General features: G+C 65.9%; 11 protein-coding genes. 8 read left to right on the top strand and 3 right to left on the bottom strand.

The features are described from left to right. Positions 1 to 89 precede the first annotated feature (89 nt). The 3 genes from coaE (at position 90) to AC1DRE_RS00915 (ending at position 4706) form a co-directional block, all read left to right on the top strand. Positions 90 to 1391 (top strand): dephospho-CoA kinase, encoded by a 1302-nt coding sequence (gene coaE, locus AC1DRE_RS00925; protein WP_476982925.1) that lies wholly within the window; start codon positions 90 to 92, stop codon positions 1389 to 1391. A gap of 40 nt (positions 1392 to 1431) precedes the next feature. Further along, positions 1432 to 3513 carry an excinuclease ABC subunit UvrB gene (gene uvrB / locus AC1DRE_RS00920; protein ID WP_364121552.1) on the top strand — a complete coding sequence of 694 codons (2082 nt, stop codon included), beginning with the start codon at positions 1432 to 1434 and terminating at the stop codon, positions 3511 to 3513. Positions 3514 to 3677: 164 nt separating this feature from the next. Next, positions 3678 to 4706, top strand: coding sequence for a TerC family protein (locus AC1DRE_RS00915; protein WP_476982924.1), 1029 nt, complete (start codon positions 3678 to 3680; stop codon positions 4704 to 4706). Between the two features lie 188 nt (positions 4707 to 4894). On the opposite strand, the gene AC1DRE_RS00910 is transcribed toward AC1DRE_RS00915, so the two are convergent. Then, entirely contained in the window at positions 4895 to 6232 is a 1338-nt protein-coding gene (locus tag AC1DRE_RS00910) for an alpha/beta fold hydrolase (protein ID WP_476983322.1), read from the bottom strand. Between the two features lie 31 nt (positions 6233 to 6263). Next, a complete protein-coding gene (locus tag AC1DRE_RS00905; RefSeq protein WP_476982923.1) occupies positions 6264 to 6764 on the bottom strand; it encodes an N-acetyltransferase family protein in 501 nt (166 codons plus the stop codon). A 139-nt stretch (positions 6765 to 6903) separates the two neighbouring features. Here AC1DRE_RS00905 and AC1DRE_RS00900 point away from each other — a divergent pair, with 139 nt between their 5' ends. Then, the gene (locus AC1DRE_RS00900) at positions 6904 to 7725 is read left to right on the top strand and encodes an SGNH/GDSL hydrolase family protein (RefSeq protein WP_476982922.1); all 822 of its coding nucleotides are present in this window, start codon (positions 6904 to 6906) and stop codon (positions 7723 to 7725) included. Positions 7726 to 7739: 14 nt separating this feature from the next. Here AC1DRE_RS00900 and AC1DRE_RS00895 read toward each other — a convergent pair whose 3' ends face one another. Next, positions 7740 to 10286, bottom strand: coding sequence for a DEAD/DEAH box helicase (locus AC1DRE_RS00895; RefSeq protein WP_476982921.1), 2547 nt, complete (start codon positions 10284 to 10286; stop codon positions 7740 to 7742). A 110-nt stretch (positions 10287 to 10396) separates the two neighbouring features. Between AC1DRE_RS00895 and AC1DRE_RS00890 the strand changes: the two genes are divergently transcribed. From AC1DRE_RS00890 to AC1DRE_RS00875, 4 genes are read left to right on the top strand one after another with little or no spacing between them, the layout of a single operon-like run. Then, entirely contained in the window at positions 10397 to 11176 is a 780-nt protein-coding gene (locus AC1DRE_RS00890) for a trans-aconitate 2-methyltransferase (RefSeq protein ID WP_476982920.1), read from the top strand. A 28-nt stretch (positions 11177 to 11204) separates the two neighbouring features. Then, positions 11205 to 12953 carry an ABC transporter ATP-binding protein gene (locus AC1DRE_RS00885; protein ID WP_476982919.1) on the top strand — a complete coding sequence of 583 codons (1749 nt, stop codon included), beginning with the start codon at positions 11205 to 11207 and terminating at the stop codon, positions 12951 to 12953. Then, complete coding sequence (locus AC1DRE_RS00880; RefSeq protein ID WP_476982918.1) at positions 12950 to 14818, top strand: ABC transporter ATP-binding protein; 1869 nt, start codon at positions 12950 to 12952, stop codon at positions 14816 to 14818. The genes AC1DRE_RS00885 and AC1DRE_RS00880 overlap by 4 nt, the downstream gene beginning before the upstream one ends. After that, on the top strand, positions 14815 to 15195 hold the full coding sequence (locus AC1DRE_RS00875) for a GntR family transcriptional regulator (RefSeq protein WP_476982917.1): 381 nt from the start codon (positions 14815 to 14817) through the stop codon (positions 15193 to 15195). Before AC1DRE_RS00880 ends, AC1DRE_RS00875 begins: the two co-directional genes overlap by 4 nt. Positions 15196 to 15231 lie beyond the last annotated feature (36 nt).

Below are 15231 nucleotides of genomic sequence, written 5' to 3'. Positions count from 1 at the left end.
AAGTCTAGTCCGGGCATGGGCCCACGCCGTCAGGGTTCCTCCTGGGCGAGCGAAGCGAGGTCAGTGGGGCAGGGTACTAGTCTGGTGGGGTGCTGAAGATCGGGTTGACGGGCGGCATCGCCTCGGGGAAGTCAGTTGTCGCATCGCGTTTGCGGGAGTTGGGGGCTGTGCTGGTCGATGCCGACGCACTCGCCCGTGAAGTCGTGGAGCCGGGCACCGCCGGCCTTGCGCAGGTGGTGGAGGCCTTCGGGGAGGAAATGCTGGGAGCCGACGGCGGGCTCGACCGGGCGAAGCTTGGCGCCCTGGTGTTCGGCGACCCCGACAGGCTCACGGCCCTCAACGGCATCGTTCATCCCCTCGTCCGGGAGCGGGCGGCGGCGGTGATCGCCGCCGCCCCCGTTGGCGCCGTCGTCGTCCAGGACATTCCACTGCTGGTGGAAACCGGCCAGGGCAGCAGTTTTCACCTGGTGCTGGTGGTGGACGCCCCGGACGATGTGCGGGTGCAGCGCATGGTGCAGCACCGGAAGATGACCGAAGAGCAGGCTCTGTCCAGGATGGCGGCACAGGCTGCGCGGGACGTCCGCCTCGCCGCGGCGGACGTGGTGCTGGACAACTCCGGCACCGTGCAGGAACTGAGGGAGTCGGTGGACGCCCTGTGGAGGCGCCGGCTGGCACCCTATGCGAATAACATCAGCCATGAACGGGCGGCACCCCGCAAGGGCGGGCCCGTACTGGTCCCTGCCGACCCGACGTGGGAGGCCCAGGCAGCCCGGCTGGCCGCCCGCCTTGAGGCGGCGGCCCCGGCAGGCATCCTTGCCGTGGACCACATCGGATCCACCGCCGTTCCGGGACTCGATGCCAAGGACATCATCGACCTCCAACTGATTGTTGCGGACCTGGCGATGGCGGACCGGATCGCGCCGCTGCTGGCCGCAGCCGGGTACCCGCTGTGGCCCGGTGTGCTCGCGGACAATCCGAAACCCTCGCACCCCGACCCGGCCGACTGGGCCAAGCGCCTGCACGCGAACGCCGACCCAGGCCGGCCGGTGAACCTGCACGTCCGGCCCGCGGGATCACCCGGGTGTCGGTTCGCCCTGTGCTTCCGGGACTGGCTGCGCGATGACGCGGAAGCGCGGAGAGACTATCTCGCGGAGAAGCGCAGGGTCGCCGCCCTCCACAGCGTGGACAAGTCGACGGCGGGCTACGCCGCGGACAAGGAGGCGTGGTTCACCGAGTATGCCGCCGTCCGGATGGATGCATGGGTGCAGCGGACCGGCTGGCGCCCTCCGCCCTATGCGGCAGTCACTGCCGCCGGAACTGACGCCGGAACTGCCGCCGGAACTGACGCCGGAACTGCTGCCGAAAGTGCCGCCGGTACCGCCCAAAGCTGAATGGGGCCACGATGTCAGTGCCCGGCGGTAGATTATATTCATGAGCCTTGCCCAGGAAATCAACCGTGTCGTGGCGCCCTTCGAGGTCATCAGCGAGTTCAAGCCGGCCGGCGACCAGCCGGCCGCCATCGCCGATCTGACTGAACGGATCAAGAATGGTGAAAAGGACGTAGTCCTGCTCGGAGCCACCGGTACAGGAAAAAGCGCCACCACCGCCTGGCTGATTGAACAGATCCAGCGGCCCACCCTGGTGATGGTGCAGAACAAGACCCTGGCCGCGCAGCTGGCCAACGAGTTCCGCGAACTGCTGCCCAACAACGCGGTGGAGTACTTCGTGTCGTACTACGACTACTACCAGCCCGAGGCATACGTTGCGCAGACTGACACCTTCATCGAGAAGGACTCCTCCATCAACGAGGAAGTCGAACGGCTCCGCCACTCCGCCACCAACGCCCTGCTGACCCGCCGCGACGTCATCGTCGTTGCCACGGTGTCCTGCATCTACGGCCTGGGCACGCCGGAGGAATACATTGCCGGCATGGTCACCCTCCGTAAGGGGGCGGAGATGAACCGCGACGATCTCCTCCGGAAATTCGTCGCCATGCAGTACGCGCGCAACGACATGGACTTCCACCGCGGCACATTCCGGGTCCGCGGCGACACCGTGGAAATCATCCCGATGTATGAGGAACTGGCCATCCGGATCGAATTTTTCGGGGATGAGATCGAGAACATCCATACCCTGCACCCGCTGACCGGCGAGGTGATCCGGGACGAAGAGGAAATGTATGTCTTCCCCGCCTCGCACTATGTGGCCGGGCCCGAGCGGATGGCCCGGGCCATCAAGCGGATCGAGGACGAACTCGCCGAACGGCTCCAGGTGCTGGAAAGCCAGAACAAACTCGTGGAGGCCCAGCGGCTCCGGATGCGCACCACCTACGACCTTGAGATGATGCAGCAGATGGGCTTCTGCAACGGCATCGAAAACTACTCGTCGCACATTGACGGACGCGCCCGCGGAACCGCCCCGCACTGCCTCATCGACTACTTCCCGGACGACTTCCTGCTCGTCATCGACGAATCCCACGTCACCGTGCCGCAGATCGGCGCCATGTACGAGGGCGACATGTCCCGCAAGCGGAATCTCGTGGATTTCGGCTTCCGCCTGCCCTCGGCCATGGATAACCGACCTCTCAAATGGGATGAATTCCTTGAGCGCGTGGGCCAGACCGTCTACCTGTCCGCCACTCCCGGCAAATACGAACTCGGCAAGGCGGACGGCTTCGTGCAGCAGATCATCCGTCCCACCGGCCTGATCGATCCCGAGATCGTGGTCAAACCCACCAAGGGCCAGATCGATGACCTGCTGGGCGAGATCCGCACCCGGACAGCGAAGAACGAACGCATCCTGGTCACCACCCTCACCAAGAGGATGGCCGAGGACCTCACCGACTATTTGCTGGGCCACGGCGTCAAAGTGGAGTACCTGCACTCGGACGTGGACACCCTCCGCCGCGTGGAACTGCTTCGTGAACTGCGGATGGGCACCTTCGACGTCCTGGTGGGCATCAACCTGCTCCGCGAAGGCCTCGACCTGCCGGAGGTGTCCCTGGTCAGCATCCTGGATGCGGACAAGGAGGGCTTCCTCCGTTCGTCCACCTCGCTGATCCAGACCATCGGCCGCGCCGCCCGTAACGTCTCCGGGCAGGTTCACATGTACGCGGACCGCATCACCGACTCAATGGCGCACGCCATCGACGAAACAAACAGGCGCCGCGCAATTCAGGTGGCGTACAACACGGAGAACGGTGTCGACCCGCAGCCCCTGCGGAAGAAGATCGCGGACATTACGGACCAGTTGGCCAAGGAGGACGCGGACACCCGCGAACTGCTCGCCACGGCGGGAAAGACGCGCGGCAAGGGCAAGGGCGCGTCCACCGTGCGGGCGGACGGCCTTGCGGCCGCACCGGCGGAGGACCTCGTGGGCCTCATCGAACAACTGACCGAACAAATGCACGCCGCAGCCGGCGAACTGCAGTTTGAACTGGCTGCCCGGCTGCGCGACGAAGTGGGAGACCTGAAGAAGGAACTGCGCCAGATGCAGGCTGCTGGCCACGCCTAAGGTAAGGTTGATGTCACGTAGGGGAGTATCCCAAGCGCTACGATCGTCAACACGCACGGCACTGATGCCGTGCCGGGCGTAGCGGGCTGCCAATTCAGCACAAAGTGCACAGGCTGGCCGGAGAGACTTACACCACTGTTCCGTACCCTGCGAAAGGCCATCCTGTGCTCGATTTGCCCGTGTGGTTCGAGATCGGCTCCTTTGTCGTCCTCGGCCTGATCCTCGCCATCGACCTTCTTCTGGTTATCCGGCGTCCCCACGAACCTTCCATGAAGGAAGCCGGCCTGTGGGTGGCGTTCTACGTCACTCTGGCCCTGGTGTTCGCCGGCGCGATGTTCGCGTTCACCGGCCCGGAGTTCGGCGGGCAGTTCGTTGCCGGCTGGGTGACGGAATACAGCCTGAGCATCGACAACCTGTTTGTCTTCATCATCATCATGGCGCGCTTCTCGGTGCCCCGTAAGTATCAGCAGGAAGTGCTGATGGTGGGCATCATCATCGCGCTGATCCTGCGCGGCATCTTCATCCTGCTCGGCGCCATCGTGATCGAGCAGTTCAGCTGGGTCTTCTACATCTTCGGCGCCTTCCTGCTCTGGACCGCCTGGAAGCAGGCCCAGGACGAGGGCGAAGACGAAGAGGACAAGGAAAACCCGCTGATCGCCAAGCTCCGCAAGGTGATCCCCATGTCGGAGAAGTTCGACGGCGGCAAGCTGCGCACCGTGGTGGACGGCAAGAAGGTCTTCACCCCGATGCTGATCGTCTTCGTCACCATCGGCCTGACCGACCTGCTCTTCGCCGTTGACTCCATTCCGGCGATCTTCGGCCTGACGCAGAGCCCGTTCATTGTCTTCACGGCGAACCTTTTCGCCCTCATGGGCCTGCGCCAGCTGTACTTCCTGCTGGGCGGGCTGATGAACCGCCTGATCTACCTGAAGCACGCACTGTCCTTCATCCTGGCGTTCATTGGCGTCAAGCTGGTACTCCACGCAATGCACGTCAACGAGCTCCCGTTCATCAACGGCGGCCACCACATCGAATGGGCTCCCGAGATCCCCACGTTCGTGTCCCTGGCTGTCATCGTGGGCACCATCATCGTCGCCGTCATCGCCAGCCTGCTGAGCTCGAAAGCGGCCCAGGCGAAGGTGGATGCCCGTCTCGAAGAGGACTCACGCAAGAGCATGAGCGAAGCGGAGTAGGCACCCCACCGCTTCAAGCACGCTCCAGACAACCCCGGCCACATCGTTGGCCGGGGTTGTCTGCGTTCAGCAGGCGGTTCCCCGGCCGGGGCTGCCGGCCCCGCAGCCCGGACGCAGGCAGACCATTGTCCTGGGATTCGCCGTGCTGGTTGCAACGGTGACCGTGGCGGGCTTCGGCCGGCGGCCGCTCAGGGGCGGACTGAGCGCACCATTCCCAGCAACCGCGAGAAGATGCCTTCACCGTCGTCTGCGATCCCGTCATGGTGGAAGTCCGAGGTTTCCCAGACCTGGAGCCCGCGCACGGCCGAGGCCGTTTCCAAGGACAGATCCCGGTCAACGTAGATGTCCTCGCTGTACACCGCGGCGGCCACGGGCACGCTGTTCGACGCCAGCCGTTCCGGGTCGTACAGGGGCTTCCAGTCGGGCTTCCCGGCCAGGAGCCCGGCAACGTTCCGCAGCGGGCGGAGCGCTGCGTCCTGTTCGAAGTACCAGGGGTAGACCATCTCGCCGGTCAGGAGTGGCTCGGCGGCATCTGGGCTGAACTCCGGGAAGTCCTGAAGCACCCGCTGTGCTGCCCAGTCCGTCGCCCCGCCCTGGCCGTAGATGGATTCGTGCATGAGGGCATACAGAGGGTTGGCGGCACGCGAGACAATGCCGCGGACCTGTTCCAGGAACGCATCCGACAGGCGTTCGCCGCCGGGCGTTTCCACGAAGGCGTCCTCGAGCAGATGGTGCAGTGTGTCCACCCTGGTGTTGCCGCCCAGGAACGACCCCACCATTTGGAACCGCTCAACGGTGAGCCGCCCGCCGTCGGGCAGGTACTCATCTGTCCCGCGCAGGTGCCGGGCAATCCTGCTGACCGCGGCGCGGTCCTCGGGATAGGAGGCGAAGTATTCGGCGTTGCGGGCGGCGACCCGGCGGAAGGTGGCCTGGTACACCCTGTCCGCGGGGCCCTCCAGCGGCGCGAGCCCGCCGGTGATGAGTGCCTCACGCAGGCCCTCCGGGGCGAAGGAAAGGTAGCTGAGCGCGCAGAAGCCGCCATAGCTCTGCCCGTAGATGGACCACGGGCCGGATCCCAGGGCATGCCTGATGGCCTCGGCGTCCGCGACGATCGAGTCTGCCCGGAAATGCGTCAGATAGCCCAGCTGCTCCATCTCGGTTCCGCGCAGCGGGAGCGTGTTGCGGTCGATGGGAGTGGACAGCCCGGTACCGCGCTGGTCCAGCATCAGGATGCGGAAGTCCCGGGCGGCGGCTTTGGTCCAGCCGCCGAGGGCGGCGAGCCGGTTGCCCCGTCCGCCGGGGCCTCCCTGCAGGTACAGCAGCCAAGGCAGCTGGGTGGCCTCCTCCTCGCTGTGGTCCGTGGAGACGTACTCGCGCGCAAACACGGTGATCGTCCCGGCGCCGCCATTGAAGTGGTCCAGGGGCACCTCGAAATAGTGTTCGGCCGTGCGCATCCCGCGGTACTTATGCCGTGCCCTGATGGAGTGTGGAACGGTCTTGGCAAGGCCGGCCGTGGCCTCCAGCATTGCCACTGCGGCGAGCCCGGTCACGGGCAGGTCAGCCACGGACGTGTGCCTCGCGGGCAGCGCCGAAGGCCTCCAGGGCCTCCCCGGTCAGCCGGAAGGTGGACCACTCCTCCATGGGGAATGCACCCAGCTTCTTGTAGAAATTGATGGACGGTTCGTTCCAGTCCAGTACGCTCCACTCCACGCGCGCATAACCGCGTTCGACGGCGGTGGCCGCCAGGTGCTGCAGCAGAGCCTTGCCGTGGCCCTCGCCGCGGGCTGCCGGAGTCACGTAGAGATCCTCGAGGTAGATGCCGTGGACACCTTCCCACGTCGAGTAGTTGAGGAACCAGAGGGCGAATCCCTGGACCTCGCCCGCCGCGTTTTCGGCCATCGTGGCGTAGACCCGGGGGTTCTCGTCGAACAGCACGTCCGTCAGCATTTGCGGGGTGTTCCGGACCGCGTGGGGCTCTTTTTCGTAGATGGCCAGTTCGTGGATCATCTGCAGGATGACGGGAACGTCTTCTACGGTGGCTGGCCGGATTACACTCATGATGGGGTTCTCGTCTCTCCCTGCTGGAGGGTGTCTTGAAACTCGGGCTTGATGTCCACTCTACTGAATTCCGCCGCCCTGCTGCTCGACGCCGTGGGATCCGGGCGGTCTCCGAACAACGACCGACCGGCGGGGAGTAATGAACGACCAGAAGCGGCGGCGCACCCGGGGGATAGGCCTCCTCATCGCCGTGTTGGCAGTTGGATTGGCCGCGCTTGCCGGCATAACGCTGCTGCAGTTGATGGACGCCCGTTCCGCACCGGTGTCCCCGGCCGGGAAGTCATCGGTGTCCGCCGCGGACCCGCCTGCTGCCGCTCCTGAAGGCGCCGTGACAGCCGGGGACCTGCGCGCCATAGTCCGCAGTCGTGACCCGCTGATCATCAGCGTCCTGGGGGACTCCACGGGCGACGAACCGGGCGAATGGGTTGACTTATGGGCGCGGGACCTGTCGAAGCGCGGAACCGTGACACTGCACTTCTGGGACGGGGCCACCGATGACTGGAAACCGCAGCCGACCGTGTACCCGGGCCCGGACCGCCCTATCACCGTCTGGAACGGTTCCCGTTCAGGCGCCAGCTATGCCTATCCGCTTGAGCACCTGGACCGCATCCAGCCTTCAAAACCTTCGCTCACCGTGCTCAACTTCGGGCACAACCCGGCCCCGGACCGGGCGGACAAGGGTGCGGCGGAACTGCTGGCGGCCGCTGACGCCAAATGGTCCGCACGGGTTCCCGCAGCGATTGTGCTGCAGAACCCGTCGCTGGGGACGTGGGAGGAGCATACAGCCGGCAGCGTTGCTGCACTTCGGGATTGGGCGCCGGGTGCCGGCTATCCGGCCATTGACGTCAACGCAGCGTTCCGCGCACGCGGGGGCCTGCCGGGACTACTCACGGACAATGTGCACCCGAATTCCGCGGGACAACGGCTATGGGCAGACACAATGGGCGCTGCCCTGGGCTGAGGACGGAAGCCCGGTCAAAGCCTGTTGACGTCGGTCACCCGGACCACGGCCGTGCCGGTTTCGTCCGACGCCGCCAGGTCCACCTCTGCGGAGATTCCCCAGTCGTGGTTGCTGGCGGGGTCGTCGAAAATCTGCCGGACTTTCCACATGCCGGGCTCTTCGGTGATGATCAGCAGGCCCGGGCCACGGGCGTCCGGTCCGGTGCCGATGTCATTGTGTTCGTCGAAGTAGTCGTCCAGGACATCTTCCCAGCGGTCAGCATCCCAGCCGGTGCCACCGTCGAGCTCGCCGAGTTCCGTGGCCGCTTCATCGGCGAAAAGTTCCACGCGCCGGAACATTTCGTTCCGGACCATCACCCGGAACGCCCTGATGTTGGACGTCAGGGACGGCGGCGGCGGCGGGGGAGCGTCGTGCGGGGTCGGTGCGGCTCCGGAGGTTAGCTCCTCCCATTCATCCAGCAGGCTGGAGTCGACTTGCCGGACCAGCTCACCCAGCCAGGCGATCAGGTCCTCAAGGTCTTCCCGGAGGGAATCCTGCGGGACCGTCTGGCGGAGCGCCTTAAAACCGTCGGCGAGGTACCGCAGCACAATGCCCTCGGAGCGCGCCAGGCCGTAGAACTGAACGAATTCGCCGAAGTTCATGGCCCGCTCGTACATGTCCCGGACCACGGACTTGGGGGCAAGCTCGAAGTCGCCGATCCAGGGCGCAGCCTTGCGGTAGACATCGAAGGCCTCGCCCAGGATTTCCGCCAGCGGCTGGGGGTAGGTGACGTCCTCCAGCATGGCCATGCGCTGGTCATACTCAATGCCGTCGGCCTTCATGGCGGCGATGGCTTCGCCGCGGGCCTTCTTCTGCTGGGCCGACAGGATCTGCCGGGGCTTTTCCAGCGTGGATTCGATGACGGACACCACGTCCAGGGCGTACGACGGCGACTCCGGGTCAAGAAGTTCCAGCGCTGCCAGTGCAAACGGGGAGAGCGGCTGGTTCAGCGCGAAGTTGGCCTGCAGGTGGACAGTGAGCCTGACGGTCCTGCCGTCCGGGCCTTGTTCCTCGGGCGGGATCCGCTCCACAACGCCTGCGGCCAGGAGTTCCCGGTAAATGCCCAGGGCCTTCTTCATCAGCTGCAGCTGCGAAGTGCGGGGTTCGTGGTTGTCCGTGAGCAGCCGGCGGGCAGCCTTGAAGGGGTCGCCGGGCCGCTCCATCAGGTTCATCAGCATGGCGTGCGTCACGGTGAAGCTGGAGGTCAGCGGATCGGGGACGGAGCCCACCAACCGGTTATAGGTGGGTTCGCCCCACGACACGAAGCCCTCGGGCGGCTTCCGCTTCACCACCTGGCGGAGCTTCTTCTGGTCGTCGCCGAACTTGGCGGTGGCCTTGGCCATCGCCTTGACGTTCTCGGTCACATGTTCGGGGGCCTGCACCACCACGGTGCCGGCGGTGTCGTACCCGGCCCGCCCTGCGCGGCCGGCGATCTGGTGGAACTCGCGTGAGTTCAGCAGCCGGGTACGGACGCCGTCGTACTTGCTGAGGGCGGTGAGCAGTACCGTGCGGATGGGCACGTTGATGCCCACGCCCAGCGTGTCGGTGCCGCAGATGACCTTGAGCAGGCCGGCCTGTGCCAGCTGCTCCACCAGCCGCCGGTACTTCGGCAGCATGCCGGCATGGTGAACGCCGATGCCGTGGCGGACCAGCCGGTTGAGGGTCTTGCCGAAGCCTGCCGCAAAGCGGAAGCCGGCAATCAACTCGGCGATCTTGTCCTTCTCCTCGCGGGTGCAGACGTTGATGCTCATCAGGTTCTGCGCCCGGTCGATTGCCTCAAGCTGGCTGAAGTGGACCACATAGACGGGGACCTGCTTGGTGGCGAGCAGCTCCTCGAGGGTCTCGTGGACAGGCGTCTGCTCGTAGTAGTAGTGCAGCGGGATCGGGCGTTCAGCGGAACTGACGGTCGTCGTCGGGCGTCCCGTCAGATCGGTGAGGCCGGCCTCAAAGCGGCTGACGTCGCCCAGGGTCGCGGACATCAGCAGGAACTGCGCCTGCGGAAGTTCCAGCAGCGGCACCTGCCAGGCCCAGCCGCGCTGCGGGTCGGAGTAGAAGTGGAACTCGTCCATGATCACCGCGCCAAGGTCCGCCCCGGCGCCTTCCCTGAGGGCGATGTTGGCCAGGATTTCGGCGGTGCAGCAGATGATTGGTGCGTCCTGGTTGACGCCGGAGTCGCCGGTAATCATTCCTACGTTTTCGGCACCGAAGATCTCGCACAGGGCGAAGAATTTCTCCGATACGAGGGCCTTGATGGGTGCCGTGTAGTAGCTTCGGTCCCCCCGGGCCATGGCTTGGAAGTGCGCGGCAATGGCCACCAGGGACTTGCCGGACCCCGTTGGAGTGGCCAGAATGACGTTGTCCCCGGAGGCGAGTTCCATGATGGCCTCGTCCTGTGCGGCGTAGAGGGACAGCCCGCGGCTTTGCGTCCACTCAACGAAACGGGTGTAGAGCTCATCCGGATCGTGGTCCGCCCCGCTGGAGGTACGTTCGGCCGGGACAGGGAGCTGCTCAACGAGTTTCATTGCTTTCAAGCTTAGTGCCCGGAGCCAAGGGGTGGTTCGTCCTTGGTCGCGGGGCCGGCCCGGACTAGGCTCGGCCTGACGGCAACTGCTCGAGTCATTGGAGGACGTCCTTGAAATGGGATCCCGCTAAGTATGTGGAGTTCGGAAACCACCGCGACCGGCCATATTTTGACCTGACCGCGCGTATCCACGCGGACCATCCGCGCCATGTGGTGGACCTCGGCTGCGGGCCCGGCAATCTCACGGCGACCCTCGCGGAGCGCTGGCCCGGCGCCGAAGTGCTGGGGATCGACTCGTCCGGCGAAATGCTGCAGAAGGCGGAAACCCACGCCGCGCGGTCGGCCAACCTCTCCTTCGCACTGACGGACATCGCCCGGTGGATGCCGTCAGACCGTACAGACGTTGTGGTGACCAATGCGGCCCTGCAGTGGGTCCCCGGCCACCCGGCCCTGCTGGCCAGCTGGCTGGAGGCCCTCAGGCCCGGCGCCTGGTTCGCCCTGCAGGTTCCGGGGAATTTCGGTTCCCCGTCGCATGTGCTGATGCGGCACCTTGCAGAGTCCGGCCGCTGGAAGGAGGCCCTCGACGGCGTCCTGCGGCACGATGACGCCGTCGCTGAACCCGCCGAATACCTCAACATCATGCTCGACGCAGGCTGTGACGCGGATGCTTGGGAAACCACCTACCAGCAGGTTCTGCACGGACCGGATCCGGTCCTGCAGTGGGTCAGGGGAGCCGGCCTGCGGCCTGTGCTGTCAGCGCTCCCGCAGGCGGACGCTGCGGACTTCGAAGCGGAGTATTCGGCGCTGCTCAACGGCGCCTACCCTGCTACTGCGCACGGCACCGTCTTTCCGTTCCGGAGGATTTTCGCAGTCGCGCGGAAACGGGGCTGACCATGCCGTCGCGGCGGAGGGAGGTCGGATGCTCGCAGGCATGATGATGCGGCTGCTCGCCGCGCATAAGCCGGCGGTCCTGGCCATCGTGGTCCTGCAACTCCTGCAGACCACGGCCAACCTCCTCCTGCCCACCCTCAATGCCGCCATCATCGACGACGGAATCGTCATGGGGAACACGGACCTCATCCTTCGGCTGGGCGGATGGATGGCAGGAATTGCCGCCGTCCAGGTTGCCACGGCACTCGCGGCCGGCTACTACAGCGCCAACGTGGCCATGAAGCTTGGCCGCCAGCTGCGCCAGGAGCTCTTCGCGAAGGTCCAGTCCCTGTCCTCCCAGGAGGTGGGGTCATTCGGCGTGCCCAGCCTGGTGACACGGGCCACCAACGACGTCCAGCAGATCCAGGGGCTGGCCGTGCTGGTCTTCACCATGCTTGTGGCCGCTCCCGCCATGGGCATCGGCGGCATCGTCCTGGCCCTGAACCAGGATGTGGTCCTCTCCGGCATCGTGGTGGCAATCGTGCCCGTGCTGGTGGTCATCATGTACCTGGTCGTGCGCCGGCTCGTGCCCCTCTACAGGGAAGGCCAGATCCTGATCGACCGCATCAGCAGGGTGCTGCGGGAGCAGATCATCGGGGCCAATGTCATCCGGGCGTTCGTCCGCCAGGCGCACGAAGCGCGCCGGTTCGCCGTCGTCAACCGTGAGCTGACCCGCAACAACCTGCAGTCCGCCCTGCTGGTGGCCGGGATGCTGCCGCTGATCATGATCGTGGTGAACCTGTCATCGGTGGCGGTGGTGTGGTTCGGCGGCCACAGAATCCAGGCAGGCGACATGAAGCTTGGCGCGCTGACGGCCTTCATCGCCTACATCCTGCAGATCCTCATCGCCATCATGATGGCGATGTACGTCCTGATGACGGCTCCCCGCGCGGCGGCCTGCGCGGAACGGATCCAGGCGGTGCTGGACACGCGCCCCGCCATCGCCGATCCGGCGATCTCGCGGGCCGGGTTGCCGCACGCACAGCGCACCGCAGGCGGAACCGTGGAATTCCGCGACGTCACCTTTGCCTACCCGGGGGCGGAGGCGCCGGTCCTGGACCGCATCAGCTTCACCGCGTCGCCGGGCACGTTCACCGCCATCATCGGTTCGACGGGCAGCGGAAAGTCGACCCTGCTCAACCTGCTGCCCCGCTTCCTGGACGCCACGTCGGGGGAGGTCCTGATCGGCGGCCACAACGTGAAATCACTTCCGCTTCATTTCCTGCGGAACAGCCTGTCGCTGGTGCCCCAGCGCGCCTACCTCTTCTCCGGTACTGTTGCCGAGAACCTGCGGATTGCGGCGCCTGACGCCAGCGACGACGACCTCCTCCGCGCGCTCCGCACCGCCCAGGCGGAGGACTTTGTGCGCGACCTGCCCCACGGTCTCCACACCCCGGTGAGCCAGGGCGGCACGAATTTTTCCGGCGGCCAGCGCCAGCGGCTGTGCATCGCCCGCGCACTGCTCCGCGACGCCCCGGTGTACCTTTTTGACGACAGCCTCTCAGCGCTGGACCATGCAACGGACGCCCGCCTCCGCGAGGCCCTTAGCCCGCTCACTCGCCGCTCCACGGTGATCATCGTGGCCGAACGCATCGCGACGATCCTCGACGCCGGCCTCATCCTGGTGCTGGACAACGGCAGGCTCGTCGCCCAGGGCACGCACAGCGAACTGATGCGTACGTCGACGGTCTACCAGGAGATTGCCGCCTCGCAGCTTGCGCTCGGAGGCAGGGTATGACCTCAACGACGACGGCGGTCGCCGCCCCGGGTGCCGCCTGGGCCACCAGCAGGCGCCTTCTGGGACTGCTGCGCCCGGTCAGGTGGAGGATGCTCGGCGCCGTTGCGGCGACCTGCGCGTTTGTGGCGCTCAACGTGTCGGCCCCCAAACTGCTGGGCGACGCAACCGACGTCGTGGTTGAAGGTGTTTTTGGAGGGACCTTCAACGAACAGGAACTTGCCGCCCTGCTTCTGCTCGTGGCGGTGATGTACATCGCCGCTTCACTCTTCAGCTGGGTACAGGGAGCTGTCACCGCCACCGCCGTACAACACGTGAGCTACCGGCTGCGGGCCTCCGTGGAGGACAAGCTGCACCGGCTGCCGTCCGCGCATTTCGACGAGCAACGGCGAGGGGACGTCCTCAGCCGGGCCACCAACGACGTCGACAACATCTCCCAGGCACTGAACCAGCTGCTGAACCAGCTGATCCTGTCGGTGCTCATGCTGCTCGGCGCGCTCGGCATGATGCTGTGGCTCTCCCCACTCCTGGCGGTCATTGCCCTGGTGACCGTGCCGTTTTCGACGGTGGTCACTGTCCTCGTCGCCCGGAAGTCCCAGGCGCACTTTTCGGAGCAGTGGAGCACCACCGGCGAACTCAACGCACACCTTGAGGAGTACATTACGGGCCATGAGGTCCTCAAGGCCTTCGGCCGGCAGGGCATGGCCACCGAGGTGTTCGCCACCAGCAACGACAGGCTCTCCCGGACCAGCGCGCGCGCCCAGTATGTTTCCGGCGCCGTCCAGCCGCTCCTGGTTTTCGTGTCCAACGTCAACTACATTGCCGTGGCCGTGGTCGGCGCGCTACAGGTCACCGCCGGTGCCATGACCATCGGCGGGGTCCAGGCCTTCATCCAGTTCAGCAGGCTCTTTAGCCAGCCGATCGGGCAGATTGGCGGCATGCTGACCCTGATGCAGTCCTGCCTCGCGTCGGCTGAACGTGTGTTCGCCCTCCTGGATGCCGCGGAAATTCCCCGTGACGGCACGGAGCAGGCCGGCACGGAGCAGGCCGGGAAGGAGTTGGCCGGCGGGGAGCCGGCGGGCGCTGAGGTGGCGGCAGCTACCGGCGGCCGGGTGGTGTTCGACGCCGTGACGTTCGGGTACAACGGCGGTCCGCCCGTGGTCAGGGAACTGTCCTTTACCGCTGAGCCCGGGCAGACCGTGGCCATCGTCGGGCACACCGGGGCCGGTAAAACCACCATGGTGAACCTGCTCATGCGGTTCTACGAGCTCGATTCCGGCCGGATCACGGTCGACGGCGTGGATATCGCAGGGCGCGGCCGGGACGAGCTGCGTTCCATGATCGGCATGGTGCTGCAGGACGCCTGGGTGTTCACCGGCTCCATCAGGGAGAACATCGAGTACGGGCGGCCCGGCGCCAGCGACACCGACATTTTCTCCGCCGCCGAAGCCACGCACGTGGACCACTTCGTGCGCGCCCTCCCTGACGGCTACGGCACACAATTGGGCAACGACGGCGATTCCCTCAGCCAGGGGCAGCGGCAGCTGATCACCATCGCGAGGGCCCAGCTCGCCGGCCGCAGCATCCTCATCCTGGATGAGGCGACAAGTTCTGTGGACACGCGCACTGAAGTGCAGATCCGGCAGGCGATGCAGCGGCTGCGGCGGGGCAGGACGAGCTTTGTGATTGCCCACCGTTTGTCCACGGTGCGGGACGCTGATCTAATTCTCGTCATGGACCACGGACGAATCGTCGAACACGGGAACCACCAACAGCTGCTGGCAGCCAACGGGCACTACAGCAGGCTTTACGATGCCCAGTTCTCGGGTAGGGCTGATGCCTTGCGCGCAGGGGAGTCCGGACAGTGAGCGGCGTAAATGAGTTTCCGGGGACCTGGAAGCCGAACCAGGCCAGTTCGGTTCCGCTCTTTGAACAGCTGCGGCTGAACATCATCGAGCGGGCGGACAGCGGTGCCCTGGCCCCCGGCACGCGCCTGCCCGCAGTGCGCGCCCTTGCCACCGCTCTGGGCGTCGCCCCGCACACCGTGGCCCGCGCCTACAAGGAGCTGGAAGCGGCCGGGATTGTTGCCACCCGCGGCCGGCACGGAACCACCGTCTGCGCCAGGGACGAAGCATGGACCTCGCTGACTGCGGCTGCTGCTGATTTCGCCACGGCGGCAAAGGCCCAGGGCGCAAGCTTTGCGGAGGCAGTACAGCTGCTGGCGGCGGCCTACGACGCCGAATAGGGGCCGGCATGGAAATTCGAAGAAGTTTTCGATTAG

It is taken from the genome of Arthrobacter sp. P4_H3, from assembly GCF_056400885.1.
This window is presented reverse-complemented; position numbering and strand designations above follow the sequence as displayed.